Below are 22,882 nucleotides of genomic sequence, written 5' to 3'. Positions count from 1 at the left end.
ACAGATCTGTCTACTTGCTGGATTCTGACGCATGTAGACAGACCTGTCTATAGTCCCTACATGAGCACGCATACCGGCACCGGCGACCTCTCGGCCCGAGAACGCATCCTGCGCACGGCGCATGACCTCTTCTACGCGGAGGGCCTGCGGGCCACCGGGATCGACCGCGTCATCGCCGAGGCAGGCGTGACCAAGGTGACCTTCTACCGGCACTTCCCGAGCAAGAACGACCTCATCCTGGCGTACCTGAACCTGCGCCACGCGCAGTGGATGGCGTGGTTCAGCACGGCGCTGGCGCGTCACGGCGGCGCTGCTGCGGGCCCGCAGGCGCTTGTGCCGACGATGCAGGAATGGTTCAGCGGCCAGGCGCTGGGCGACTTCCGCGGCTGCGCCTTCCTCAACGGCGTCAGCGAGCTGGGGCCGGTGCTGCCGGCCGTCGTGGAGGTCACCCGCCAGCACAAGCAGGAGATGACCGATGCCCTGGCCGCCCTGCTGCCGCCGTCGGATCAGCGCCGGCAAACGGCCGAGGCCCTGTCCACCGCCGTCGACGGCGCCATCGTGCAGGCCCAGTACAGCAGCGATCCGGCCATCGCGTTAGGCGCGCTGGCGCTCATCACCGCCCGGCTGACCGCCGCCTGAACGCGGCCAGCACAACAGCGCTAGAACGCGCCGTCCGCCGCTCGACGCAAGTCCGCGGCCATGCTCGGCATGGACGACTCCAGCTCGTGGGCCAGCTGGCGCAAGGCCATCGCCTCGCGCGCCAGCCGGGTGCGCTCGGCGTGCAGCGCGTGAACCTGACGCAAGGTGCGCATCAGGTCGATGACATCGCCCAGCCAGGTTGCCAGGCGCGGGGTGAAGGGCTGCGCGGGGACCAGCACTTCGACATAGGTGGACATGAGGGTTCTCCTGTTTTTCCGCTGCGGGGCCTCTGGTGAAGGCCGTTTCAAGCAGCGACTCGAGTTTCAACCAAGGGTTAACCCTTGACCATGATGCAGATCAAGGGCGTGGCGTGCGCGGCTGGTCAACGGGCATGAAGCGTCAACCCACCCGGCCCTCGGCTTTACGCATGACCTCGGGCAGCCTGCACAGCGCCGGTGTAAGTTGCGCCGCTAGCCAGGCGACGCACAGCCACCACCTGCCGAGAGTTCCATGCTGATCAAGACCCCCTTCCCCCACGAGCCCCTGCCCAGCGAGATCACGCCCCAGCAGGTCTACCTGAACCGCCGTAGCGCCATCGCCGGCCTCGGCCTGGCGGCTGCGTCGCCACTGACGCTGGCCCAGGGCGCCGCGGGTGGCGGCAAGCTGCCCAAGCTGCCGGGCGCGCGCTCGGCCGTCGCCGGCGCGCTGGTGCTGGACAAACCCACCAGCTACGTCGACGCCACGTCCTACAACAACTTCTACGAGTTCGGCACCGACAAGTCCGACCCCGCCGAGCGCGCCCACACGCTGAAGACGCGGCCCTGGACGGTCAGCGTCGAGGGCGAGTGCGCCAAGCCCGGCCGCTACGGCATCGAGGACCTGCTCAAGCTAGCGCCCATGGAGGAGCGCATCTACCGGCTGCGCTGCGTGGAGGGCTGGAGCATGGTGATCCCGTGGGTTGGCTACTCGCTGGCCGAGCTGATCAAACGGGCCGAACCCACGGGCAAGGCCAAGTTCGTGGAGTTCACGACGCTGGCGGACCGCAGCCAGATGCCGGGCTTGCGCTCGGGCGTGTTGGACTGGCCCTACGTGGAGGCGCTGCGCATGGACGAGGCCTTGCACCCGCTCGCGCTGCTGGCCTTCGGCATGTACGGTGAGGTGCTGCCCAACCAGAACGGCGCGCCGCTGCGCCTCGTGCTGCCGTGGAAATACGGCTTCAAGTCGGCCAAGAGCATCGTCAAGATCCGCTTCGTCGAGAAGCAGCCTCGCTCCAGCTGGGAGCAGAGCGCGCCGCAGGAGTACGGCTTCTATTCCAACGTGAACCCGCTGGTGGCCCACCCGCGCTGGAGCCAGGCCACGGAGCGCCGCATCGGTGAGGACGGCCTGTTCGCCAAGAAACGCGCGACGCTGATGTTCAACGGCTACGAGGCCCAGGTGGGCCAGCTCTACGCCGGCATGGACCTGAAGAAGAACTACTGATGCGGGCCCGCCTGACCCGCACGCTGCTGCACCCGCTCACCAAGCCCGCGCTGTTCCTGCTGTGCCTGCTGCCGCTGGCTGGGCTCGTCGTCGGCGCGGCCACCGGCCAGCTGGGTGCCAACCCGGCCGAGAAGCTGATCCGCGAGCTGGGCGAGTGGTCGCTGCGACTGCTGTGCCTGACGCTGGCCATCACGCCGCTGCGTGAGCTGACGGGGCTGGCCACGCTGGTGCGGCTGCGGCGCATGCTGGGCGTGTTCAGCTGTGCCTATGCCAGCCTGCACCTGCTGGCCTATGGCTGGCTGGACATGGGGCTGGCGCTGGCCGACATCGCGACCGATATCGTCAAGCGTCCCTTCATCCTGATGGGCTTCACGGCCTGGCTGCTGATGCTGCCGCTGGCAGCCACGAGCTTCAACCGGGCCATCCGGCTGCTGGGCGCCAGGCGCTGGCAGTTGCTGCACAAGGCGGTATACGCCGTCGCGCTGGTGGGGCTGCTGCACTTCATTTGGATGCGCGCCGGCAAGAACAACTTCGCCGAGCCGGCCGTGTACGGCGTGATCCTTGCCGCGCTGCTGGGGTGGCGGGTCTACCGCCGCGCCACCCGCTAGCAGCCCCGGCTGGGATAATCCGGCGCTTTGCCCGGCCTCCCATGCCCGACACCACCTCCTTCGACGTTGCCATCCTCGGCGGCGGCCCCGCGGGCTGCAGCGCCGCGTCGTGGCTCGCGCAGCTGGGCCTGAGTGCGCTGCTGATCGAGCGTGAGCCCGAGCTGTGCGCCGGTCTGCGAGGCCTGCACTTCCGCCAGGACTGGGTGCTGGGACAGCCAGCAGCTGCGCTGGCCGACCTGGCACTGGCCTATGCCCGCCAGGTGGCGGCCATGCCGGGCATCACGCTGCGCCTGGGCAACACGGCCGAGTCAGCCCGGCATGCAGGTGGCGCCTGGACGCTGCAGCTGGCCACGGGCGAGCATGTGCAGGCCCGCGCGCTGCTGGTGGCCACCGGCCTGCGGCTGCTGCGGCCGGGGCGCTACTTCGCCGTGCCGCACGCGCGCGTGCTGGACGCCACCACGCTGACCCTGCAGCGCGACTCGCTGCCCGCCGGCCGCGCGCTGCTACTGGGCGCCGGCGACAACGCGGCCGAGAACGCGCTGCACCTGGCCGACCGCGGCTTCGACGTGACGCTGTGGGCTCGCGGCAACTGGCGCGCGCAGGCCCACCTGATCGCCCGCATTGAGGCTCACCCGCACATCCAGCTGCGCCTGGCAACGCCGCTGCCCGACGGCCTGCGGCCGGACGACAGCGGCGTGACCGTCACATCCGCCACCGGCACCGAGCGTTTCGACGTGGTGGCCGCACTGCTGGGCTTCGAGCCCGAGCCCTCGGCCTTTGCTCTGTTCAGCGAGCATGACCGGCCGCATGTCTTCGTCGCGGGTGACGCCAGCGCCCGCTGGCACCCCTGCGTGCAGACGGCACTGGCCGACGGCGTGCAGGCCGCCAAGCTCATCGAGCAGGCGCTGCGCCCAGAAGGGCCGGCCGCCGCACCACAGCGCTTCAACAACCGCCAGGTCATCCACCTGCAAGGCCTGCGCTTCAAGGCCAACCTGGGCATCCTCGACTTCGAGCGCACCGGGCCGCAACCTATCCAGGTGGACGCCGAGGTCAACCTCGGCGCGCTGCCCATCGTCGCCCGCGACGCCGACATCGGCCGCGTGCTGGACTACCGCCGCGTACGCGCCGCCATCATCGACGAGTGCACCGCCGAGCACACCGACCTCGTCGAAGCGCTGGTGGGCAAGCTCTGCAACCGGCTGATGAGCATGGCCGGCGTCGTCGGCGTGCGCGTGAAGCTGACCAAGCTCGAGATCTTCCCGGACTGCGAAGTCGCCGTCAGTGCCGAAACCGGGCAATGGTGACCACTCCCACGAACTCCCTGACCGCCATGAACACCGACGTCATCGAACACGACCAGGCTGCCGCCGAAGACCAGGCCGCCAAGAAGGCAGCGCACGAGATCAACAAGCTCTCCAAGCGACTGCACCGCCAGGTGGGCCAGGCCATCACCGACTTCAACATGATCGAGGACGGCGACAAGGTCATGGTCTGCCTGTCCGGCGGCAAGGACAGCTACGCGATGCTGGACATCCTGCTGAACCTGCAGCAGCGCGCGCCCATCAAGTTCAGCCTCATCGCCGTCAACCTCGACCAGAAGCAACCCGGTTTCCCGGAAGAAGTGCTGCCCGCGTATCTCAAGAGCCGCGGCGTCGACTTCCACATTGAGAACCAGGACACCTACAGCATCGTCAAGAAGCTGGTGCCCGAGGGCAAGACGACGTGCAGCCTGTGCTCGCGCCTGCGCCGCGGCATCCTGTACCGCGTGGCCGGCGACCTGGGCTGCACCAAGATCGCGCTGGGCCACCACCGCGACGACATCGTCACGACGCTGTTCCTGAACATGTTCTTCGGCAGCCGCATGAAGGGCATGCCGCCCAAGCTTGTCAGCGACGACGGCAAGAACGTCGTCATCCGCCCGCTGGCCTACGTGAAGGAGCCCGACCTCGTGCGCTGGGCCGAGCACCGCGAGTTCCCCATCATTCCCTGCAACCTGTGCGGCAGCCAGGAGAACCTGCAGCGCGTGCAGGTCAAGGCCATGATCAACGAGTGGGAGAAGCGCTACCCGGGCCGCATCGACAACATCTTCACCGCCATGACCAACATCGTGCCCTCGCACATGATGGACAAGAAGCTGTTCCCGTTCGAGACCATCAAGGCCACGGGCGTCGCCGATGCCGGCGGCGACATCGCGTTCGACGACGACGAGAGCTGCGCCACGCCGGCGCCGGCCTCGGTCATCCAGTTGACGCGCCACGAGGCCTGAGGCGCTGCCCGCCCAGCCCGTCCGACACGGCGCGCCATCCCCGGATGAGCGCGCCGTTGTCCTTGAGGGCCGTGAAAGCCCCTGGTGCGGCCTCAGCTGACATTCGACTGCGTTCGTACACAGTGCGGCAAACTCGCCGCCTGAAGATCATTCCCATCGTCCCGTCATGGAGGCACGCATGTCCCACCCCACCCGTCGGCTGGTGCTCACCGGCCTGAGCGCTGCAGCGGCCCTGGCCGTCACCGGTTGCGCCGGCCCCTACATGTTTTCCGCTGACGTTTCCAGTTATGGCAACTGGCCGGCGGACCGCAAGCCCGGCACCTACGCCTTCGACCGCCTGCCCTCGCAGCAGCAGAACGACGAGGCCGCCAAGCGCCAGACCGCGCTGGAAGACGCCGTGCGCCCGGCGCTGGAGAAAGCCGGCTTCTCGCCGGCCGCGGATGCCAAGACGGCTGATGTGCTGATCACGCTGGGCGCCCGCGTCACCGCCTACGACCCCGTGCCCTGGGACGACCCGCTGTGGTGGCGCTGGCGCGGCCGGCTGCTGTCGCCGCGCTACGGCTACGTGGGCCCGGGTCCCTGGGGCTGGCGCCAGGACCCCTTCTTCGACCGCCGCTACGACCGCGCCGTCGCCGTGCTGCTGCGTGACCGCGCCAGCGGCGAAGCGCTGTACGAAGCGCACGCCAGCAACGAGGGCATCAACGCCAGCGCCGACACGCTGCTGACGCCGCTGTTCGCGGCATCGCTGGCGGAATTCCCCAAAGTGACACCCAAGTCGCACCGCGTCTCCATCCAGGCCACGCGCTGACACCGGCCGGCGCTCGGCGCCTGCCCATAATCGCGGCTTCGCAAAAGAGAAGTCGCAAGGCAGGCATGGCGCTAAACATCGTGATCATGGCGGCGGGCAAGGGAACCCGCATGAAGTCGGCAACACCCAAGGTGTTGCACAAGCTCGCGGGGCGCTCGCTGCTCGCCCATGTACTCAAGAGCGGCGAGCCGCTGGACGCCGCTGCCCGCATCGTCATCACCGGCCACGGCGCCGAGGCCGTGGAGGCCGCGGCCGCCGCACCGGGCATTGCCTTCGTGCGCCAGATGCCGCAGCTGGGCACGGGCCACGCCATCCAGCAGGTCGTGCCGGCGCTGGTCGGCGAGGGCACCACGCTCATCCTCAACGGTGACGTGCCGCTGATCGAGACCAGCACCGCCAAGGCGCTCATCGAGACCTGCGCCGGCCACGCGCTGGTGCTGCTGACCGTGGACCTGGCCGACCCCACCGGCTACGGCCGCATCATCCGCAACGCCGACGACGGCGGCGTGCTGGCCATCGTGGAGCACAAGGACGCCACGCCCGAGCAGCGCCTCATCCACGAGGGCTACAGCGGCATGATGGCCGCGCCCACCGCCGCGCTGAAGCGCTGGGTGGGCCAGCTCACCAACAACAACGCCCAAGGCGAGTACTACCTGACCGACATCGTCGCGATGGCCGTCGCCGAGGGCCTGCCGGTGCTGGGCATCAAGGCCCACAGCGAGATCGAGGTGCTGGGCGTCAACGACCCCGTGCAGCTGGCCCAGCTGGAGCGCGCCTTCCAGGCTCGCCAGGCCGAGGCACTGATGCGCGCCGGCGTGCGCCTGGCCGACCCGTCCCGCATCGACCTGCGCGGCACGCTGGTACACGGCCAGGACTGCGAGATCGACGTGAACTGCGTGTTCGAGGGCGAGGTGACGCTGGGCGACAACGTGCGCATCGCCGCGAACTGCGTGATCCGCAACGCCCGCATCGCGTCCGGCGTGCGCATCCACGAATTCACCCACATCGACGGCGAGGCGCTGGGCGCCAGCGTCGGCGAAGGCGCGTTGATCGGCCCCTTCGCCCGCCTGCGCCCCGGCGCGCAGCTGGGCGCCGAGGTCCACATCGGCAACTTCGTCGAGGTGAAGAACTCGACGCTGGCCAAGGGCGCCAAGGCCAACCACCTGGCCTACCTGGGCGACGCCACCGTGGGCGAGCGCGTCAATTACGGCGCCGGCTCCATCACGGCCAACTACGACGGCGCCAACAAGCACCGCACCACCATCGCCGACGACGTCCATGTGGGCTCCAACTGCGTGCTGGTGGCTCCGGTGACGCTGGGCGCGGGTGCCACCATCGGCGGCGGCTCCACCATCACCAAGGACGTCGAGCCAGGCAGCCTGGCCGTGGCACGCGGCAAGCAGGTGGCGCTGTCCGGCTGGACACGCCCCACCAAGAAACGCTGAACAGGCGGGCCGCCGTGACTTTGTTCCGGCGATGGCGTCGCGCAGATGGCACGCAAGGTGTGGTGGGCCCGGCCCGGCGCAGCTAGCATCGGCCGACCCAGGACTCGGTAGTACCCATGGCCCACGAACTCGATTTCGCTGCGTTCTCGCTCGACGATGCCGTCCCGGCCGACCTGGGCGCTTTCGAGGCGCTGCAGTCGCAGCAGCAGGCTGCCGACGCCGAGGCACGTCACCGCGCGCTGGAGCTGAAGGCGCAGGCCTGCGACAACGCCGCCGAGGCCTGCTACTACCTGGCCCGCAGCCTTGGCGCTGCGCGCGACCTGCCGCAGGACGGCGAGGCAAGCCTGGAGCTGCTGTTCCAGCTCATCGGTGCGCTGGCCGATCTGCCCACCGACGTCGCCATGGCCCCGCTGCCCGAGGTGGTGGGCGGCCGCGACGACGGCATCACCGAGCTGTGCCTGCAGCTGGAAGCCGCCCGCGAGCTGACGCAGGAAGCGCTGATCGACGCCGAGCTGGCGCCGGCCCACAGCCAGTTCTGCCACTGACAGCCACGGCCCAGGACTGCCGCCAGGCAGGCTTCAGAGCTTGGGAGTTTTTCGGCCGTGCCCGAAAGGCACGTCAAAGCGCCTCCGATCTAGGCGCAAAGCACAGCCATAGCTCGGGCTATGGCGCGCATTTGCAACGAAGAGCGGGGGTGTTTTGGCGTGCAAGGCGGGCATGGGTGAAAGACTCTCAAGCTCTCAGACGGCGCTGGCCGTCGCCCAGACAAACTCCGCAATGCGCGTCGGGTCTGCCAAGGGCAGCACCGGCAACGCGCAGCTTGGCACGTCCACGTCACTGGCCACCGCGGCGATACCCGGCCACTGCGGCCACAGCGGCTCGCCGCCATGGCTGGCACGCCAGACCTCCAGCTTGGGAAAGTCTCCGCTCTTGAAGCCCTCCACCAGCACCAGGTCGCAGTGCTGGATGCGGCTGAGCAGGTAGGGCAGTTCGGGCTCGGGGTCGCCACGCAGCTCGTGCATCAGCGCCCAACGCGTGCGCCCCAGCAGCAACACCTCCTGGCAACCAGCCTCGCGCAGGCGCCAGCTGTCTTTGCCGGGGCGATCGACCTCGATGTCCTTGTGCGAATGCTTGATGAGCGACACGCGCAGGCCCTGCGCGGTGAAATGCGGCACCAGCCGCTCCAGCAACGTGGTCTTGCCCATGCCGGAGCGTCCGGCGATACCCATCACTTTCATGCCGCCATCTTCCCGCAAGCGGCACCCCGGCCGTTTGACGGCGCACAAGGCCCGGCGACGACGTGAGGCCCAGAATGCCGCCATGGTCGATACCCGACGCCGCTTCTTCCTGCGCGCCCAGCCTGCCCCGCGCGCTGCACAACGCCCGCCAGGGGCGCTGGCCGAGCCCGAGTTCCTGGCGGCCTGCACACGCTGCGGCGACTGCGCGAAGGCTTGCCCCACGCGGGTCATCGTGCCGGGCGATGGCGGCTTCCCGACGCTCGATTTCCGCCACGACGGCTGCGAGCTGTGCGGCGAGTGCCAACGCAGTTGCCGCACCGGCGCGCTGTCCGGCCCCCTGGCCTTCCCCGGCTGGCAGGCCGTGCTGCAGCCGGCAGCCTGCCTGGCCAGCCGCGGCGTGGAGTGCCGGTTGTGCGGCGACGCCTGCGAGCCGCGTGCGCTGCGCTTCAGCCCCGGGCCGCGCGGCGTCGGCGTGCCGCACCTCGATGCCGAGCGCTGCTCGGCCTGTGGGCACTGCGTCGGGGTGTGCCCGACGCAGGCGCTGTCAGTGCGAGGCGCCTGAGGCGGCGCCCGCCGGCGGCAGCTCGACCTGGCCGTCCTTGGCCTCGCCGATGGGCTGGGCGATGGGCGGCAGCGTGTGGGCGATGCCCTTGTGGCAGTCGATGCAGGTCTGCCCGGCAGTGAACGCCACCTGGTGACGCGTGGACGCGCGGACGTTCTGCTCCGCGTAGTCCATGTAGCTGAAGTTGTGGCAGTTGCGGCACTCCTGGCTGTCGTTGCGCTTCATGCGGTCCCACTCGTGCTGGGCCAGCACGGCGCGCTTGGCATTGAACTTCTCGGGCGTGTCGATGGTGCCGAGGATCTTGTGCAGCACCTCGTTGCTCGCCTGGATCTTGCGAATCATCTTGGGGCCCCACTCCTTGGGCACGTGGCAGTCGGGGCAGGTGGCGCGCACGCCGGTGCGGTTCTGGTAGTGGATGGTGTTGCGGTACTCCACGTAGACGTTCTTCTCCATCTCATGGCAGGAGATGCAGAAGGCCTCGCGGTTGGTCCACTCCATCGCCGTGTTGAAGCCCCCCCAGAAGAGGATGCCGCCAGTGAAGGCGATGAACAGGATCCAGAACTGGCGCGTGCGGGCGAAGGCCCAGGCGCGTGCAAACAGCTGCTTCATATGCCTTCCCCTCAGCGCAGGCCCTTGGCGCGCTCGTACTCGTTGGGCACCAGCGGCTTGGCGTCGCTTTGCGGCACGTGGCACTGGGTGCAGAAGTAGCGCCGTGGGCTGACCTTGTCGAGCTCCACGCCCTCACGCGTGCGGAAATGCGTGACGCTGATCTTGGTGGCGCCGCTCTCCTTGGTCTTTTGCCAGGCATGGCAGTCCATGCATTTGTTGAAATTCTTGGTGATCTGATAGCCGCTGATGCCGTGCGGGATCAGCGGCGGCATCTGCACGAAGTCGCGCTCGCCCACCGGGTGGTCGCGCTCCTGGCGGTAGTTGTTGGGCGGGTTGTCCTGGTTCAGCGGCGTGCCACCGCGCAACCCTTCGAGCTTGACGACGGGTTTGTCGACGGGATTGACAACGGCCAGGGCCGGCAAGCCGGCAAAGGCCAGCAGCACGGGCAGGCAGGCGAGCAATCGGCGGAGATTCATGGTGTCAGTCCCTCTGGCGGTCGAAACGATGGGTAAAGCGCAGCACGTCGGTGTGACAGACGTCGACGCAGCGGCCACAGGCGGTGCATTCGCGGGCCGTGATGACGGGGCCGGCCCCGTCCTTGCCTTTCAGCGGCGCAACGAGCACCTGTGGCTCGGGGCAGGCGGCATAGCAGTCGCCGCAGTCGTCGCAGCGGCTGGCATGGGTGGCGGCCACGCGCAGCAGCGGCTTGCTGCCGATCAGTGCGTAGGCGGCGCCCATGGGGCACAGGTGACCGCACCAGCCGCGCGGCGCGGCCAGCAGGTCGTAGGCGAACACGGCCGCCACGGCCGCCCAGGCCAGGCCGCCGCCGAAGATGAGCGCACGCTGCGTCAGCGTGACGGGGTTGACCGATTCCCACACCGCCTGGCCCGTGGCGGCACAGGCCAGCAGCACGGCGCCCAGCAGCCACCAGCGCAGACGGCGCGACGGGGCGCGGCCGCCGCTCAGGTGCAGCCGGCGGCGCGCCCAGGCCGCAGCATCAGTGACGATGTTGACCGGGCAGACCCAGGCGCAATAGGCGCGGCCGGCCAGCAGGCCATAGAAGGCCAGCACGAGGGCCACGCCGATCACAGCGCTGAGCTGCGGCCAGTGACCCGCAGCCAGCGACTGCGCCAGCACAAAGGGGTCGGTCAGCGGCAGCGTGCCCAGCGTCATGCTGCTGGTGAGGCTGCCCTTGACGATCCAGATGCCCGCCCAAGGACCGAGCAGGAACAGCGCCAGCACGCCGAGCTGGCTGGCGCGGCGCAGCAGCAGGAAGCGCTGGCGGCGCCACGCGCTGCGCTCGATGGGGGCTGCGGGCAGAACAGCGCTCATGGCCGGGCCTCAGACGCGGCGTCGCGCACATACGGGCTCTGGCCGCCCCGCAGCGGCGCCACATCGTCACCCGCATCCGGCAGGCGCTGGCGCGGCATCTCAAAACGCGGTTGCTGCGCGCGCGACTCGCCCTCCCAGCCCTTGCGGTAATGCTCGGCCGGACGGCCCTGGGCCAGCGCGTGCGGCAGCACCTTGATGGCCGCCACCGGCAGCACGCAGCTCTGCTCGCACTTGCCGCAGCCGGTGCAGGACTGGGCATGCACGGTGGGCAACAGCATGGCGTGGCGGTCGCTGCGCGGATTGCTGGTCTTCTCCAGCGTGATGGCCTGGTCAATGACGGGGCAGACCCGGTAGCAGACGTCGCAGCGCAGCCCCTGGAAGTTCAGGCAGCTCTCCTGGTCGATCAGCACGGCCAGGCCCATGCGCGCCTCCTCGATGCGAGCCAGGCCAGGATCCAGCGCGCCGGTGGGGCAGGCCTTCACGCAGGGCAGGTCCTCGCACATCTCGCAAGGCACCTCGCGGGCCACGAAGTACGGCGTACCCACGGCCACCTCGCGCGCCAGGCCATCGCCCAGGCGGGACAGTCGCAGGTTCTGCGGCGGGCAGTCGCGCACGCACAGGCCGCAGCGCACGCAGGCGGCCAGGAAGTCGGCCTCGGCCAGCGCGCCGGGCGGCCGCAAGGCCTGGGCCGGTCGTGCGGCCGCGCCGGGCGCGACCAGGGCCGCACCGCCGGCCAGCAGGCCCGCCGTGCAGGCGCTCGACGCCCCCTGCAACCAATCACGCCGGTTCATGTCAGCCCCTCGTCCGGCGGGTACGCCGGTCGATCCCCCCAGGGGATGGCTGCCGCCTTGGGGCGGCCCGGCGCCGGCAGCAGCCTGGCATCACGCCTTCACCACCTTCACGGCGCACTTCTTGAAGTCCGTCTCCTTGGAGATCGGGCAGGTGGCGTCCAGCGTCAGCTTGTTGACCAGCCGCCCCTCGTCGAAGAAGGGCACGAACACCAGGCCGCGCGGCACCTTGTTGCGGCCCTTGGTCTCGACCTGCACCTGGATCTCGCCACGGCGCGAGGCCACCTTGACCTTCATGCCGCGCTGCAGGCCGCGGTCGCGGGCGTCGTCCGGGTGCATGAACAGCAGCGCCTCGGGCACGGCACGGTGCAGCTCGGGCACGCGGCGTGTCATCGAGCCGGTGTGCCAGTGTTCCAGCACGCGGCCGGTGCACAGCCACAGGTCGTAGTCCTTGTCGGGCACCTCGGCGGCCGGCTGGTAGGGCAGCGCGAAGACGACGGCCTTGCCGTCCTTGTGGCCGTAGAACTTCACGCCCTCGCCCTTCTTCACGTACGGGTCGTAGCCCTCGCGGAAGCGCCACAGCGTCTCCTTGCCCTCCACGACGGGCCAGCGCAGGCCGCGCACCTCGTGGTAGGTGTCGAACGGTGCCAGGTCATGCCCATGGCCGCGACCGAACTCGGCGTACTCCTCGAACAAGCCCTTCTGCACGTAGAAGCCGAAAGCCTTGGACTCGTCGTTGCTGTAGTCCTTGATGTACTTGGCGTTGACCTTGGTGAGGTCGGCCAGTGGGAACTTGTTGACCTTGCCGTTCTTGTAGAGCACGTCAAACAGCGTCTTGCCCTTGAACTCGGGCTTCTTGGCGATCAGCTCGGCGGGCCAGACCTCCTCGATCTTGAAGCGCTTGCTGAACTCCATGAACTGCCACAGATCGCTGCGGGCTTGCCCCGGCGCGCTGACCTGCTGGCGCCACACCTGTGTGCGGCGCTCGGCGTTGCCGAAGGCACCTTCCTTCTCCACCCACATCGCGCTGGGCAGGATGAGGTCGGCCGCCATCGCGCTCGCGTTGGGGTAGACGTCACTGACGACGATGAAGGCCGCCGGGTTGCGCCAGCCGGGCAGGATCTCGTCGTTGATGTTCGGCCCCGCCTGCATGTTGTTGTTGGTGGTGTTCCAGTAGCACTTGAGCTTGCCGTCCTTCAGCGCGCGCGACATGGCCACGGCGTGCAGGCCGATCTTGTCGGGGATGGTGCCGTCGGGCAGACCCCAGATCTCCTCGGTGTGCTTGCGGTGCTCGGGGTTGGTCACCACCATGTCGGCCGGCAGGCGGTGGGCGAAGGTGCCCACCTCGCGGGCCGTGCCGCAGGCGCTGGGTTGGCCAGTCAGGCTGAACGGGCTGTTGCCCGGCTGGCTGATCTTGCCGGTCAGCAGGTGAATGTTGTAGACGAGGTTGTTGGCCCAGGTGCCGCGCGTGTGCTGGTTGAAGCCCATGGTCCACAGGCTCATGACCTTGACCTTGGGGTCGGCGTAGAGCTTGGCCAGGTCTTCCAACTGCTTGACAGGCACGCCCGACAGCGCGCTGACCTTCTCGGCGGTGTACTCCGACACGAACTTGGCGAACGCATCGAAATCGATGGGCTTGGCATCGTTGGGGCTGCCCTTGGGCTTGCCGTCCGCACCGGGGTAGCCGTTGGACTTGGCGTCCTTCTCCAGCGCGTGGCCGGGCCGCAGGCCATAGCCGATGTCGGTCTCGCCCTGCTTGAAGTTGACGTGCTTCTTGATGAACTCCTGGTTCACCTTGCCGTTCTTGATGATGTAGTTGGCGATGTAGTTCAGGATCGCCAGATCGGTCTGCGGCTGGAAGACCATGGGGATGTCGGCCAGGTCGAAGCTGCGGTGCTCGTAGGTCGACAGCACCGCCACCTTGGTCCCCGGATGGGACAGGCGGCGATCGGTGATGCGGCTCCACAGGATGGGGTGCATCTCGGCCATGTTGCTGCCCCACAGCACGAAGGCGTCGGCCTGCTCGATGTCGTCGTAGCAGCCCATGGGCTCGTCGATGCCGAAGGTGCGCATGAAGCCGGTCACGGCCGAGGCCATGCAGTGGCGGGCGTTCGGGTCGAGGTTGTTGGAGCGCAGGCCGGCCTTCCAGAGCTTGCTGGCGGCATAGCCCTCCCAGACCGTCCACTGGCCGGAGCCGAACATCGCCACGCTGGTGGGGCCAGCTTCCTTGAGCGCAGCCTTCCACTTGCTGGCCATGATGTCGAAGGCCTCGTCCCAGCTCACCGGCGTGAACTCGCCCTGCTTGTCGTAAACGCCGTTCTTCTTGCGCAGCAGCGGCGTCGTCAGCCGGTCGCTGCCATACATGATCTTGGACAGGAAGTAGCCCTTGATGCAGTTCAGCCCGCGGTTGACCGGCGCTTCCGGGTCGCCCTGCGTGGCCACCACCTTGTCGCCTTGCACGCCCACCACGACCGAGCAGCCGGTGCCGCAGAAGCGGCATGGTGCCTTGTCCCAGCGCACGGCAGTGTCGGCGGGCGCGGCCACCACGGGAATGCTCACCGGCAGGCCGGCCGCAGCAGCGGCAGCGGCGGCGGCCTGGGTCTTCAGGAACACGCGACGGCTTTCGTTCGTGTCGACGGTCATGGGGGCTCTCCTGGAACGGATGGGGTTGAAGCGGTCAGGCGGCCGCGGGGCGGTCGGCAGCGATGTCGCGCAGCGGGCTGCGCCAGTGCGTCACGGGCGCGTGCGCAGCCGGGGAATCGGGGCCGGAGTACTCGTACACCAGCGAGGTGGACAGCATGGGCGGCCATTCAGCCAGCTCGCCCAGCCGCGCGGCGGCCGTGCAGCCAGGGCTGTCCTCAATGACCAGCACCAGCCGCCCGTCACCGGGGTTGCCGGCCAGCTCGACACCGGGCGACCCGGCCAGCCGGTCAAGGATCTCCGGCAAGTCCTCGGGTCGAACCCGCGCCACCACTCCCAGTACCGACATGCCTTGCTCCGTGCGTCACCAATTTCCACTGCCTGCAGTGTGGCCACGCGGGCATGGCCCGTCCTTGTCACAGATCAAGGCCGCCCGGATTGCTGCAGTGCAAGGCCGCGCTCCGCCGCGGCACGCAGCGGGTCGTCGGCCGGTAACAGCTCACGCAGGTGGGTCCACAGCCGTGCAGCCTCGTCGCGTCGGCCGGCCTGCCAGGCCACGGCAGCGGCCAGCGCCAGCGCGCGCGGGTGCTCGGGCGCCAGTGCCAGGGCCTGGGCGATGAGTTGCGCCGGCTCGCCCTGCAGCGCGCCGCCACGGCCGGTGGCCAGCAGGTCGGCCAGGGCGGTCAGCGTGTCGGCATCGGGCTGCAGCGCCAGCGCACGGCGGTAGGCCTCAGCGGCCTCGGCATCGCGGCCCAGCACGGCCTGCGAGCGCCCCAGCATGGCCCAGTCAGCCGCGCTCGCCGCGCCAGGGTCGGCGGCCAGCCGGCCGGCCAGCCGCTGCACCATGGCCTCGCCGGCATCCACCGGCGGACGTGCCTGCCAGCCCTGCAGGCTGCCGGTAGCGGCATAGCCCGCCAGGCCCACGCACAGCACGAAGCCCGCCAGCGCCAGGCGCTGGCGCCAGGGCAGCGGCGGGTGTTCGGCCGGTCGCGTGGCCATCACGGCCGCCACCAGCGCCGCCGTGACCTCGGCGCGCTGCGGAGATTCGGTCGGCAACTGCTGCAGCTGCTCGCGCAGCCCGCGCAGCTGGGACAGGTGGCGCAGGGGGTCGTGGGTCATGTCGGCGGCTCGTCCGGGTCGGGGTCGAAATCCTGCGCGGGCACGGCCGCACGGCGCCGCAGCGCCAGCACCAGCCCGGCGAGCGCGGCGCCAAACAGCAGCACCGGGCCCAGCCACAGCAGCCAGGTGCTGGCCTTGAGCGGCGGCTTGTAGCGCACGAAGTCGCCGTAGCGCGCCGTCAGGTGCGCCAGCACCTCGTCGTCGCTGCGGCCGGCCTGCACCTGCTCGCGCACCTGAGCCTTCAGGTCCAGGGCCAGCGGCGCGTGGGAGTCGGCCAGCGTCTGGTTCTGGCAGACCAGGCAGCGCAGCTGCGTGGCCAGGTGCTGCACACGCGCATCGACCTCGGCCGGCGGCGGCGATCCCGCCACAGCCACGCCCGCCCCCAGCAGCCATGCCAGCGCGACGCGCCTCATGCGCCCTCCTTGAGCAGCGGCTCGATACGGCGCGCGATGACCTCGTCGGTCAGCGGGCCCACATGCTTGAAGAGAATGCGGCCCTGCGCATCGACGACAAAGGTCTCCGGCACGCCGTACACGCCCAGCTCGATGCCCGCGCGGCCATCCAGGTCGGCGCCAATCTCGGCGAACGGGTCGCCCAGCTGGGCCAGCCAGCGGCGCGCGGCCTGCGGCTCGTCCTTGTAGTTCAGCCCGGCCACGCGCACGCCAGGGTGGCGCCGCGCCAGCGCCAGCAGCTGCGGGTGTTCCTCGCGGCAGGGCCCGCACCAGGAGGCCCACACGTTCAGCAGCGTCACCCGCCCGCGCCAGCCATCAGTGCGCAGACCCGCCCCGCCATCGTGCAGCGCCGTCAGCGTCAGCGCCGGTACGGGCTTGCCCACCAGCGGCGACGGCAGCTCGTGCGGGTTAAGTTGCAGCCCGCGGGCCAGCAGCAGCGCCAGCAACGCGAAGGCAAGCAGCGGCAGCCAGATGCGCCAGCGGCTCATGCGGGCGCTCCCCGGTAGCGCCGGTCCGACGCCGCCAGCAGCCCGCCGAGCGCCATCAGCACGCAGCCGCCCCAGATCCAGTTCACGCAGGGCTTGATGGACACGCGCACGATCCAGGCCCTGCCACGCGGTGTGTCCAGCGGCTCGGCCAGCGAGGCGTAGAGATCGCGCCACCAGCCGCTGTCGATGCCAGCCTCAGTCATGGGCATCTCGCTGCTGTTGTAGACGCGCTTCTCGGGCCGCAGCACCGCGACGGTATGACCGTCACGGCTGAAGGCCAGCTGCGCCTGCGCAGCGCGGTAGTTCGGCCCCTCCACCGTGCGCAGCGACTGCATCTGCACGCGGTAGCCGCCCACCTCGGCCACGTCACCCGGCGCCAGCTGCACGTCCTGCTCGACCTGCAGGCTGCCGACCAGCGTGACGCCGACGATGAACACGCCCACGCCCGCGTGGGCCAGCTGCATCGCCGCCACCGAGCGCGGCATGCCGGTGCGCCAGCGCGCGCCCACATCGGCCGCCACCGTAGCGAGTACCCACCACGCCAGCAGCAGGCCCAGCACACCCGGCAGCGACGTCAGCCCGCTGGCCCACGCCTGCACCCCGGCCGCCAGCGGCGCCAGCAGCAAGGGCAGGCGCAGCCGCTTCAGCAGCTCGGCCGTGTCGGCTTGCTTCCAGCGCAGCAGCGGCCCCAGGCCCATCAGCAGCACGACCGGCGCCATCAGCGGCACGAACACGGCCTCGAAGTACGGCGGCCCCACCGACAGCTTCTGCCCGGTCAGCGCATCCAAGAGCAGCGGGTACAGCGTACCCAGCAGCACGGCGCCGCAGGCGGCCACCAGCATCGCGTTGTTGGCCAGCAGCGCCGTCTCCCGGCTGCGCCAGTGGAAGCGCGCGCCCAGGCCCAGCCGGCCGGCGCGGGTGGCATACAGCGCGAGCGAACCGCCCACCACCACCACGAGGAAGGCGAGGATGAACAACCCGCGCCGCGGGTCGGTCGCGAACGCGTGCACCGAGCTCAGCACGCCGGAGCGCACGAGGAAAGTGCCAAGCAGCGCCAGCCCGAAGCACAGCACCGACAGCAGCACAGTCCAGGCCTTGAAGGCGCCACGCTTCTCCGTCACGGCCAGCGAGTGCAGCAGCGCCGTGCCAGCCAACCAGGGCATGAAGGATGCGTTCTCCACCGGGTCCCAGAACCACCAACCACCCCAGCCCAGTTCGCTGTACGCCCACCAGCTGCCCAGCGCGATGCCCAGCGTCAGGCTGCTCCAGGCCGCCAGCGTCCAGGCCCGCGCGCGGCGCGCCCAGGCCGGCGTGATCTCGCTGCCCAGCAGCGCCGCGACCGCGAACGCGAAGGCCACCGTGAAACCGACGTAGCCCATGTAGAGCATTGGCGGGTGCAGCACCATGCCGGGATCCTGCAGCAAGGGGTTGAGGTCGTTGCCGTCCGGCAGCGCCGGCAGCACGCGCTCGAACGGGTTGGACGCAGCCAGCAGGAACAACAGGAAGCCCGCCGCCAGCCCACCCATCACGCCCAGCACCCGAGCCCGCAGAGCATCGGGCCAGTCGCCGCTGGCGGCGCGCAGCGCCAGCATCCAGCCCGACAGCAGGGCCGCCCAAAGCAGCAGCGAGCCCTCATGCCCGCCCCACACCGCCGCCAGCCGGTAGGCCAGCGGCAGCTCCCGGTTGGCATGCCGTGCCACATAGGCCACCGAAAAATCGGCGCTCGCAAACGCCCAGCTCAGCGCGGCGTAGCCCGCGAGCACGAACACGCCCAGCCAGACCGTCAACGGCGCGGCCAGCCGCATGCCGCGCAGGTCGTCCCGCGCCGCCGCCCGCAGCGGCAGCACAGCCAGCAGCACCGCCACGGCCAGCGCCAACCACAACGCCAGATGCCCCAGCTCGACGATCAAGGCGCGTGCCCTCCCGCTTTCAGCGCGGCTGCTGCCTCGGGAGGCATGTAGTTCTCGTCATGCTTGGCCAGCACCTCGCGGGCCAGGAAGTCGACGCCGTCCAGCCGGCCCTGCACCACCACGCCTTTGCCTTCCTTGAACAGGTCGGGCAGCGCGCCCTGGTAGCGCACGGGCAGGCGCTGCGCGCCGTCGCTGACGACGAAGCGAACCGCCAGCCCCTCACGGCTCAGGCTGCCGGGCTCCACCAGCCCGCCGACGCGGAAGCTGCGCCCCTGCGGGGCCTCGTGCGCGACGACCTGGGTCGGCGTGTAGAAGAACACCAGGTTGGAGCGCATGGCATTGACCACCAGCGCCGCGATGACGCCCAACACGGCCAGCACACCCGCCGCCAGCGCGAGTCGACGATGACGCAGCTTCATGCCAGGTCCCGTTCGTCGACACCGGACTCGTCGTCCGCAGCCAGCGCACGGCGCGCCCGGGCCAGCCGGCGCGCAGCCAGCAGCGGCTCCAGCACAAAGACCAGCGCGCCCAGCAGGTAGCTGCCAAGCACAAAGGGCCAGGGGTTGGTACTCATGTGTCGACTCCCAGTTGGCGGGCCCAGCGCGTGCTGGCCTCGCGCTCCAGCACCAGCGCGCGGGCGCGCAGGAACACCACGGCAAAGGCATAGGCCCAGCAGGCCAGCGTCATCAGCAGCATGCCCAGCAGCATCGTGTGCGCCATCGTGGGCGCCGCCGTCAGGCTGACACTGGCGCCCTGGTGCAGCGTGTTCCACCAGCGCACCGAAAAATAGATGACCGGCACATTCACCACCCCCACCAGCGCCAGCAGCGCGCTGGCCGCATCGGCGCGGTGCGCGTCCTCGATGGCACCCGCCAGCGCCATGTAGCCGGCAAACAGGAACAGCAGGATCAGCTCCGATGTCAGCCGTGCATCCCACACCCACCAGGTGCCCCAGGTGGGCTGCCCCCACAGCGCGCCCGTCACCAGCGCGAGCAGCGTGAACAGCGCCCCCGTGGGGGCTATCGCGTGGGCCAGCAGCGACGCCATGCGCGCCTTGAACGCCCACCCCACAACAGCCCAGAACGCCATCGCCACGTACAGCACCATGGACAGCCAGGCCGTGGGCACGTGCAGGAAGATGATGCGGTACACCTCGCCCTGCGTGGCATCGGTGGGCGCCACCACGAAGCCCACCACCAGGCCCGCCACGCCCGCCAGCGCCGCCAGCGCCCACAGCCAGGGCAGCAGCGTGCCGGCCAGCGCGAAGAAGCGCTGCGGCGCAGCAAAGGTGTACAGGCGCAGCCGGTTCATGACAGCGAGATCCGCAATGCGGCCGCCGTGGCCCAGGGCACGCACAACAGCGCCGCCAGCAGCAGCGCGGCCAACAGCGACAGGTGACCGTCTACCGCCAAGCCGGCCTGGCGCGCCGCCAGCGCGCCGCTGCCGAAGATCAGCACCGGCACCGCCAGCGGCAGCACGATCAGCAAGTTCAGCAGCGCACCGTGGCGCAGGCCCAGCGTTAGCGCGGCAGCCAGCCCGCCCAGCAGGCTCAGCAGCGGCGTGCCCAGCAGCAGCGTCAGCGACAGCAGGCCCAGCTCCGACACCGGCAGACCGAACATCAGGCCCAGCAGCGGTGCCACCAGCAGCAGCGGCAGGCCATGGATCAACCAGTGGCTGGCCGCCTTCACCGCCGCCAGCCGCAGCGCGGAGTGCGGTGCCATCAACAGCTGATCCAGCGTGCCATCCTGGGCGTCGGCCTCGAACAGTGCATGCAGCGACAACAGCGCCGCCAGCAGCGCGCAGACCCAGATCACGCCGCCCGCCATCTCGCGCAGCCGCTGCGGTTCCGGGCCAACACCCAACGGGAACAGGCTGGCCGCGACGATGAAGAACACCAGCGGCAGCAGACCCTGCGTGGGGCGACGCAGCGCCAGGCGCAGCTCACGCCACAGCAGCAACCGGGCCGACACACCCGCGCTCATGCGGACAGCCTCAACTCGTCACCCCGGCATACGACCAGGGCCGCCGCTTCCTGGTGGCTGGTGAACAACACCGCGCCACCGCTGCGGGCGTGCGCGTCTAACAGGCCCTGCAGGCGACGCACGCCGTCATCGTCAAGCGCGTCAAAGGGTTCATCCAGCAGCCACACGGTGCCGGCAGGTTGTGGCAGGGCCAGCGCCGCCAGCGCCGCGCGGCGCCGCTGGCCCTGGCTGAGCTGGCGCACCGGCCGCGCGGCCTCGCGCAGCAGGCCCAGCCGCTCCAGCGCCGGCCGCAAGGGCTCGCTGGCCGACAGCCCCTGCAGGCTGGCAGAGAAGCGCAGCGATTCGCTGACGCTGAGTTCGGCGGACAGCGCCTGGGCATGCCCGAGGTAGCGTAGCGTGCCCCGCGTCACGCGGCCCGCCGACGGCGCGCGCAGCCCGGCCAGCGTGCGCAGCAGCGTGGTCTTGCCACAGCCGTTGGCGCCCCGCAGCCAGCGGCAGTCGCCGGCGTGCAGCTGCAGGTTCAGCCCGCGCCACAGACGCCGGCCACCGCGCTCGGCGCAGAGATCGGCGGCTTCCAGCAGGGCGGCTTCAGGGGCGGAGGGAGGCGTCGGGGACATGCCGGCGCAGTGTCATGCCCCGCCCCCTGCCCTGCTTTGAACTGGATCAAGCCAGCGACAAAAACCCGCTCACGACCGTGCCGGCGAGAGGCTCAGCCCCGCCAGCAGCGGCAGCGTCAGCCGGTTGTCCACCGCTCTCACGCCGGCCGCGCTGGCCGCCACGACCGCCGCATGCTCACGCGTGGTCGCATCAGGCGCCTGGCCGTCCAGCCGCACCACACCCTCGTGGGTGCTGACTGCAATCGGCAGCGGGGCCAGCGTGGCGTCCGCGGCGAGCGCACTGCGCACCTGCGCCGTGATGCCGCTGTCCTCGGCGATGGGCTGCGCCGCGGCATCGACCGGCGATGCCACCGCAACAGGGCCGGCGGCCGTCGGCGGCAGTTCCAGCGGCAACTCAGCGGCCGGCGGCGGCTGCAGCGCCGGCGTGCGCGGCGCGACCCGTGCCACCGGCTCGGCGCGCGGCGCTGCCGTGCGCAGGGTCGGCCGCTCAGCCGCAGGCTCGGCAGCCACGGCGGGCGGCACCGGCTCTGCAGCGGGCTCGGCCGAGGGCGCTGCTGCCGCCAGCACCGGGTCGGGCTGCACCGTGCCGCTGATCACCGCCGGCGACACGGGCGTCATGCCCGGGCGGCCCAGATACTGCAGATCCCACAAGGCCAGCCCGGCCACCGCCACGGCACCCGCGCCCACCGCCATCCACCAGGCCGTCGGCCGCGCCCATTGCGGTGCCGGCGCTGCGGCCATGGCGGACACCCGCTCGGGGTGCCCGGGCTCGCCAGCCCATGGCGCCCGCACATCCAGGCGCGCACCCGGCCGGGGCGCATGGCGCGCCGGCATTGCAGACGGTGTCGTGTCGATGTGTCGGGCCCAACCGTCGGCGTGCACAGATGTCGGGAACTTCATGTCAGCCTCCTGTCGTCGTCTGTCGACGTTTGCGATGGAGGCAACTGTGGGCGGCGGCCGGCGTCGGCCGTGCCGGCGTGGCGGCCCTCGGGCTGTAGGACGATGGGCAGCGCCCGTGAGCGGATGTGAGGCCTGTCAGAAACCTTGTACGGGCAACTGCGCGCCACGCTGCAACCAGTTGCGCGGCGAGTAGCGGCTGGCCGCGTCCGTTACATGCAGCGTGTAGGCATGGCGCGACTTCTCGGAGCGGTTGGCCGCCGAGTAATGTGGCAGCAGGCCGTGGAACACCACCAGCGACCCGGCTTCCACCTCCAGCGGCACGGCCTGCCGGGAATCGGCCGCCGGCCATGGCGTGGCGTCGACCTGTTCCATCCAGGCCTTGCGGCCCTCGCGCACGAAGCGCTCGCGCAGCACACCGCGCGGGCCCTGATGGCCGCCGGGCTCCGCCCACAGGCAGCCGTTCTGCAGCGTCGCGTCTTCCAGCGCGAACCAGAAGGTGGTCACCGTGATGGGGTCGCTTTCGAAGAAGCTGGCGTCCTGGTGCCAGCGCACCTCGCCGCCGATGCCGGGCTGCTTGAAGATGAACATGCTCTGCCAGACCTGCGGCCTCGTCAGGCCCAGGCCAGCAGCCACGCCGCGCAGCGCTTCGCCCTTGGAGAAGGCGCTGAAGACCGGATCGAGGTCGTGCATCGCGTGGCCGATCTTGTTGATGGCCAGCTCCTTGGGCACGCGCAGGCGGCCCTCCGCATCAAAGGCCTCTTCCTCGAAGAAGCAGCGCACCTGATCGCCGCTGTCCAGGAAGTAGTCGTCCACATGGCGCTGCTGCTCCTCGGTCGTGAACACCGGGCGCTGCTCGCCGGGATCGAATGCGTCGACGATCTGCAGCGCGCGCTCGCGCAGAGAGGCGATGTCGGCGGCGGACTTGAAGCCGGGGATGACGAGAAAGCCCTGGTCGGCATACATGGCGGCGAGGTCGGCAGCGGTGCTCATGGTGTCTCGG

28 protein-coding genes and 1 pseudogene are annotated in these 22,882 nt (G+C 70.2%); 10 read left to right on the top strand and 19 right to left on the bottom strand.

Annotated features, from left to right (window positions below; translation table 11 throughout):
* Positions 1–60: 60 nt before the first annotated feature.
* Complete coding sequence (locus tag ACG0Z3_RS19025) at positions 61–639, top strand: TetR/AcrR family transcriptional regulator (RefSeq protein ID WP_394400376.1); 579 nt, start codon at positions 61–63, stop codon at positions 637–639.
* Positions 640–659: 20 nt separating this feature from the next.
* Here the strand turns inward: ACG0Z3_RS19025 and ACG0Z3_RS19020 are convergent, their stop codons facing one another.
* Entirely contained in the window at positions 660–896 is a 237-nt protein-coding gene (locus ACG0Z3_RS19020; protein ID WP_394400374.1) for a hypothetical protein, read from the bottom strand.
* A gap of 253 nt (positions 897–1,149) precedes the next feature.
* Here ACG0Z3_RS19020 and msrP point away from each other — a divergent pair, with 253 nt between their 5' ends.
* The 8 genes and pseudogenes from msrP to ACG0Z3_RS18980 all read left to right on the top strand — a co-directional run bounded on the left by msrP (position 1,150) and on the right by ACG0Z3_RS18980 (position 7,790).
* Positions 1,150–2,118: a protein-methionine-sulfoxide reductase catalytic subunit MsrP gene (msrP, locus tag ACG0Z3_RS19015; RefSeq protein WP_394400372.1), complete on the top strand. Its 969-nt coding sequence runs from the start codon at positions 1,150–1,152 to the stop codon at positions 2,116–2,118.
* On the top strand, positions 2,118–2,726 hold the full coding sequence (locus ACG0Z3_RS19010; RefSeq protein WP_394400370.1) for a protein-methionine-sulfoxide reductase heme-binding subunit MsrQ: 609 nt from the start codon (positions 2,118–2,120) through the stop codon (positions 2,724–2,726). The genes msrP and ACG0Z3_RS19010 overlap by 1 nt, the downstream gene beginning before the upstream one ends.
* A gap of 41 nt (positions 2,727–2,767) precedes the next feature.
* Positions 2,768–3,490: pseudogene (locus tag ACG0Z3_RS19005) on the top strand (NAD(P)/FAD-dependent oxidoreductase); the annotation flags it as partial.
* A 141-nt stretch (positions 3,491–3,631) separates the two neighbouring features.
* A complete protein-coding gene (locus tag ACG0Z3_RS19000; RefSeq protein WP_394400416.1) occupies positions 3,632–4,030 on the top strand; it encodes a dihydroneopterin aldolase in 399 nt (132 codons plus the stop codon).
* Between the two features lie 26 nt (positions 4,031–4,056).
* On the top strand, positions 4,057–4,992 hold the full coding sequence (gene ttcA, locus ACG0Z3_RS18995) for a tRNA 2-thiocytidine(32) synthetase TtcA (protein ID WP_394400368.1): 936 nt from the start codon (positions 4,057–4,059) through the stop codon (positions 4,990–4,992).
* A 178-nt stretch (positions 4,993–5,170) separates the two neighbouring features.
* Positions 5,171–5,800 (top strand): DUF4136 domain-containing protein, encoded by a 630-nt coding sequence (locus ACG0Z3_RS18990; RefSeq protein ID WP_394400366.1) that lies wholly within the window; start codon positions 5,171–5,173, stop codon positions 5,798–5,800.
* A gap of 65 nt (positions 5,801–5,865) precedes the next feature.
* Positions 5,866–7,245, top strand: coding sequence for a bifunctional UDP-N-acetylglucosamine diphosphorylase/glucosamine-1-phosphate N-acetyltransferase GlmU (gene glmU / locus ACG0Z3_RS18985; protein ID WP_394400364.1), 1,380 nt, complete (start codon positions 5,866–5,868; stop codon positions 7,243–7,245).
* A gap of 116 nt (positions 7,246–7,361) precedes the next feature.
* Positions 7,362–7,790, top strand: coding sequence for a hypothetical protein (locus ACG0Z3_RS18980; protein WP_394400362.1), 429 nt, complete (start codon positions 7,362–7,364; stop codon positions 7,788–7,790).
* A gap of 195 nt (positions 7,791–7,985) precedes the next feature.
* On the opposite strand, the gene mobB is transcribed toward ACG0Z3_RS18980, so the two are convergent.
* Positions 7,986–8,483 (bottom strand): molybdopterin-guanine dinucleotide biosynthesis protein B, encoded by a 498-nt coding sequence (gene mobB / locus ACG0Z3_RS18975; RefSeq protein ID WP_394400360.1) that lies wholly within the window; start codon positions 8,481–8,483, stop codon positions 7,986–7,988.
* Positions 8,484–8,565: 82 nt separating this feature from the next.
* Between mobB and ACG0Z3_RS18970 the strand changes: the two genes are divergently transcribed.
* A complete protein-coding gene (locus ACG0Z3_RS18970) occupies positions 8,566–9,045 on the top strand; it encodes a ferredoxin-type protein NapF (RefSeq protein WP_394400358.1) in 480 nt (159 codons plus the stop codon).
* Here ACG0Z3_RS18970 and ACG0Z3_RS18965 read toward each other — a convergent pair.
* The 17 genes from ACG0Z3_RS18965 to ACG0Z3_RS18885 form a co-directional block, all read right to left on the bottom strand.
* On the bottom strand, positions 9,028–9,654 hold the full coding sequence (locus ACG0Z3_RS18965; protein ID WP_394400356.1) for a NapC/NirT family cytochrome c: 627 nt from the start codon (positions 9,652–9,654) through the stop codon (positions 9,028–9,030). The two genes, ACG0Z3_RS18970 and ACG0Z3_RS18965, sit on opposite strands and share 18 nt — an antisense overlap.
* Positions 9,655–9,665: 11 nt before the next feature.
* On the bottom strand, positions 9,666–10,130 hold the full coding sequence (locus ACG0Z3_RS18960) for a nitrate reductase cytochrome c-type subunit (protein ID WP_394400354.1): 465 nt from the start codon (positions 10,128–10,130) through the stop codon (positions 9,666–9,668).
* Positions 10,131–10,134: 4 nt separating this feature from the next.
* Positions 10,135–10,986, bottom strand: a complete 852-nt coding sequence (gene napH / locus ACG0Z3_RS18955) for a quinol dehydrogenase ferredoxin subunit NapH (protein WP_394400352.1) — start codon at positions 10,984–10,986, stop codon at positions 10,135–10,137.
* Positions 10,983–11,777: a ferredoxin-type protein NapG gene (gene napG / locus ACG0Z3_RS18950; RefSeq protein WP_394400350.1), complete on the bottom strand. Its 795-nt coding sequence runs from the start codon at positions 11,775–11,777 to the stop codon at positions 10,983–10,985. Before napG ends, napH begins: the two co-directional genes overlap by 4 nt.
* 90 nt (positions 11,778–11,867) lie before the next feature.
* Positions 11,868–14,417, bottom strand: a complete 2,550-nt coding sequence (gene napA, locus ACG0Z3_RS18945) for a nitrate reductase catalytic subunit NapA (RefSeq protein WP_394400348.1) — start codon at positions 14,415–14,417, stop codon at positions 11,868–11,870.
* Positions 14,418–14,451: 34 nt separating this feature from the next.
* Complete coding sequence (locus ACG0Z3_RS18940; protein ID WP_394400346.1) at positions 14,452–14,763, bottom strand: chaperone NapD; 312 nt, start codon at positions 14,761–14,763, stop codon at positions 14,452–14,454.
* Between the two features lie 74 nt (positions 14,764–14,837).
* Positions 14,838–15,533 carry a tetratricopeptide repeat protein gene (locus ACG0Z3_RS18935; protein ID WP_394400344.1) on the bottom strand — a complete coding sequence of 232 codons (696 nt, stop codon included), beginning with the start codon at positions 15,531–15,533 and terminating at the stop codon, positions 14,838–14,840.
* Complete coding sequence (locus ACG0Z3_RS18930; RefSeq protein ID WP_394400342.1) at positions 15,530–15,946, bottom strand: cytochrome c-type biogenesis protein; 417 nt, start codon at positions 15,944–15,946, stop codon at positions 15,530–15,532. Before ACG0Z3_RS18930 ends, ACG0Z3_RS18935 begins: the two co-directional genes overlap by 4 nt.
* The gene (locus ACG0Z3_RS18925; RefSeq protein ID WP_394400340.1) at positions 15,943–16,473 is read right to left on the bottom strand and encodes a DsbE family thiol:disulfide interchange protein; all 531 of its coding nucleotides are present in this window, start codon (positions 16,471–16,473) and stop codon (positions 15,943–15,945) included. Before ACG0Z3_RS18925 ends, ACG0Z3_RS18930 begins: the two co-directional genes overlap by 4 nt.
* Positions 16,470–18,383, bottom strand: a complete 1,914-nt coding sequence (locus ACG0Z3_RS18920) for a heme lyase CcmF/NrfE family subunit (protein WP_394400338.1) — start codon at positions 18,381–18,383, stop codon at positions 16,470–16,472. Before ACG0Z3_RS18920 ends, ACG0Z3_RS18925 begins: the two co-directional genes overlap by 4 nt.
* The gene (gene ccmE / locus ACG0Z3_RS18915; RefSeq protein ID WP_394400336.1) at positions 18,380–18,802 is read right to left on the bottom strand and encodes a cytochrome c maturation protein CcmE; all 423 of its coding nucleotides are present in this window, start codon (positions 18,800–18,802) and stop codon (positions 18,380–18,382) included. Before ccmE ends, ACG0Z3_RS18920 begins: the two co-directional genes overlap by 4 nt.
* On the bottom strand, positions 18,799–18,957 hold the full coding sequence (locus ACG0Z3_RS18910) for a hypothetical protein (RefSeq protein ID WP_394400334.1): 159 nt from the start codon (positions 18,955–18,957) through the stop codon (positions 18,799–18,801). Before ACG0Z3_RS18910 ends, ccmE begins: the two co-directional genes overlap by 4 nt.
* Complete coding sequence (gene ccmC, locus ACG0Z3_RS18905) at positions 18,954–19,694, bottom strand: heme ABC transporter permease CcmC (RefSeq protein ID WP_394400332.1); 741 nt, start codon at positions 19,692–19,694, stop codon at positions 18,954–18,956. The genes ACG0Z3_RS18910 and ccmC overlap by 4 nt, the downstream gene beginning before the upstream one ends.
* Positions 19,691–20,365 carry a heme exporter protein CcmB gene (ccmB, locus tag ACG0Z3_RS18900; RefSeq protein ID WP_394400330.1) on the bottom strand — a complete coding sequence of 225 codons (675 nt, stop codon included), beginning with the start codon at positions 20,363–20,365 and terminating at the stop codon, positions 19,691–19,693. The genes ccmC and ccmB overlap by 4 nt, the downstream gene beginning before the upstream one ends.
* Positions 20,362–20,982 carry a heme ABC exporter ATP-binding protein CcmA gene (ccmA, locus tag ACG0Z3_RS18895; RefSeq protein ID WP_394400328.1) on the bottom strand — a complete coding sequence of 207 codons (621 nt, stop codon included), beginning with the start codon at positions 20,980–20,982 and terminating at the stop codon, positions 20,362–20,364. Before ccmA ends, ccmB begins: the two co-directional genes overlap by 4 nt.
* A gap of 69 nt (positions 20,983–21,051) precedes the next feature.
* Complete coding sequence (locus ACG0Z3_RS18890; protein ID WP_394400326.1) at positions 21,052–21,882, bottom strand: BON domain-containing protein; 831 nt, start codon at positions 21,880–21,882, stop codon at positions 21,052–21,054.
* 135 nt (positions 21,883–22,017) lie between these two features.
* The gene (locus ACG0Z3_RS18885; RefSeq protein WP_394400324.1) at positions 22,018–22,872 is read right to left on the bottom strand and encodes a phytanoyl-CoA dioxygenase family protein; all 855 of its coding nucleotides are present in this window, start codon (positions 22,870–22,872) and stop codon (positions 22,018–22,020) included.
* Positions 22,873–22,882 lie beyond the last annotated feature (10 nt).

This window comes from Pelomonas margarita, from assembly GCF_043555875.1.
Lineage (GTDB): Bacteria > Pseudomonadota > Gammaproteobacteria > Burkholderiales > Burkholderiaceae_C > Pelomonas > Pelomonas margarita.
Note: the sequence above shows the minus strand (reverse complement) of the source record. Positions and strands in the feature narration are given on the sequence as shown.

Coding starts and splice junctions, on each gene's coding strand:
- ACG0Z3_RS18910 (WP_394400334.1), bottom strand. CDS start 18,957: ATGAGTACCAACCCCTGGCCCTTTGTGCTTGGCAGCTACCTGCTGGGC.
- glmU (WP_394400364.1), top strand. CDS start 5,866: ATGGCGCTAAACATCGTGATCATGGCGGCGGGCAAGGGAACCCGCATG.
- ACG0Z3_RS19020 (WP_394400374.1), bottom strand. CDS start 896: ATGTCCACCTATGTCGAAGTGCTGGTCCCCGCGCAGCCCTTCACCCCG.
- ACG0Z3_RS18980 (WP_394400362.1), top strand. CDS start 7,362: ATGGCCCACGAACTCGATTTCGCTGCGTTCTCGCTCGACGATGCCGTC.
- ccmE (WP_394400336.1), bottom strand. CDS start 18,802: ATGAAGCTGCGTCATCGTCGACTCGCGCTGGCGGCGGGTGTGCTGGCC.
- ccmB (WP_394400330.1), bottom strand. CDS start 20,365: ATGAGCGCGGGTGTGTCGGCCCGGTTGCTGCTGTGGCGTGAGCTGCGC.
- napA (WP_394400348.1), bottom strand. CDS start 14,417: ATGACCGTCGACACGAACGAAAGCCGTCGCGTGTTCCTGAAGACCCAG.
- ACG0Z3_RS19010 (WP_394400370.1), top strand. CDS start 2,118: ATGCGGGCCCGCCTGACCCGCACGCTGCTGCACCCGCTCACCAAGCCC.
- ccmC (WP_394400332.1), bottom strand. CDS start 19,694: ATGAACCGGCTGCGCCTGTACACCTTTGCTGCGCCGCAGCGCTTCTTC.
- ACG0Z3_RS18990 (WP_394400366.1), top strand. CDS start 5,171: ATGTCCCACCCCACCCGTCGGCTGGTGCTCACCGGCCTGAGCGCTGCA.
- ACG0Z3_RS18925 (WP_394400340.1), bottom strand. CDS start 16,473: ATGAGCCGCTGGCGCATCTGGCTGCCGCTGCTTGCCTTCGCGTTGCTG.
- napH (WP_394400352.1), bottom strand. CDS start 10,986: ATGAGCGCTGTTCTGCCCGCAGCCCCCATCGAGCGCAGCGCGTGGCGC.
- ACG0Z3_RS18930 (WP_394400342.1), bottom strand. CDS start 15,946: ATGAGGCGCGTCGCGCTGGCATGGCTGCTGGGGGCGGGCGTGGCTGTG.
- msrP (WP_394400372.1), top strand. CDS start 1,150: ATGCTGATCAAGACCCCCTTCCCCCACGAGCCCCTGCCCAGCGAGATC.
- ACG0Z3_RS18960 (WP_394400354.1), bottom strand. CDS start 10,130: ATGAATCTCCGCCGATTGCTCGCCTGCCTGCCCGTGCTGCTGGCCTTT.
- ccmA (WP_394400328.1), bottom strand. CDS start 20,982: ATGTCCCCGACGCCTCCCTCCGCCCCTGAAGCCGCCCTGCTGGAAGCC.
- ACG0Z3_RS18885 (WP_394400324.1), bottom strand. CDS start 22,872: ATGAGCACCGCTGCCGACCTCGCCGCCATGTATGCCGACCAGGGCTTT.
- ACG0Z3_RS18890 (WP_394400326.1), bottom strand. CDS start 21,882: ATGAAGTTCCCGACATCTGTGCACGCCGACGGTTGGGCCCGACACATC.
- ACG0Z3_RS18935 (WP_394400344.1), bottom strand. CDS start 15,533: ATGACCCACGACCCCCTGCGCCACCTGTCCCAGCTGCGCGGGCTGCGC.
- ACG0Z3_RS18970 (WP_394400358.1), top strand. CDS start 8,566: ATGGTCGATACCCGACGCCGCTTCTTCCTGCGCGCCCAGCCTGCCCCG.
- ACG0Z3_RS18940 (WP_394400346.1), bottom strand. CDS start 14,763: ATGTCGGTACTGGGAGTGGTGGCGCGGGTTCGACCCGAGGACTTGCCG.
- ttcA (WP_394400368.1), top strand. CDS start 4,057: ATGAACACCGACGTCATCGAACACGACCAGGCTGCCGCCGAAGACCAG.
- mobB (WP_394400360.1), bottom strand. CDS start 8,483: ATGAAAGTGATGGGTATCGCCGGACGCTCCGGCATGGGCAAGACCACG.
- ACG0Z3_RS19025 (WP_394400376.1), top strand. CDS start 61: ATGAGCACGCATACCGGCACCGGCGACCTCTCGGCCCGAGAACGCATC.
- napG (WP_394400350.1), bottom strand. CDS start 11,777: ATGAACCGGCGTGATTGGTTGCAGGGGGCGTCGAGCGCCTGCACGGCG.
- ACG0Z3_RS18965 (WP_394400356.1), bottom strand. CDS start 9,654: ATGAAGCAGCTGTTTGCACGCGCCTGGGCCTTCGCCCGCACGCGCCAG.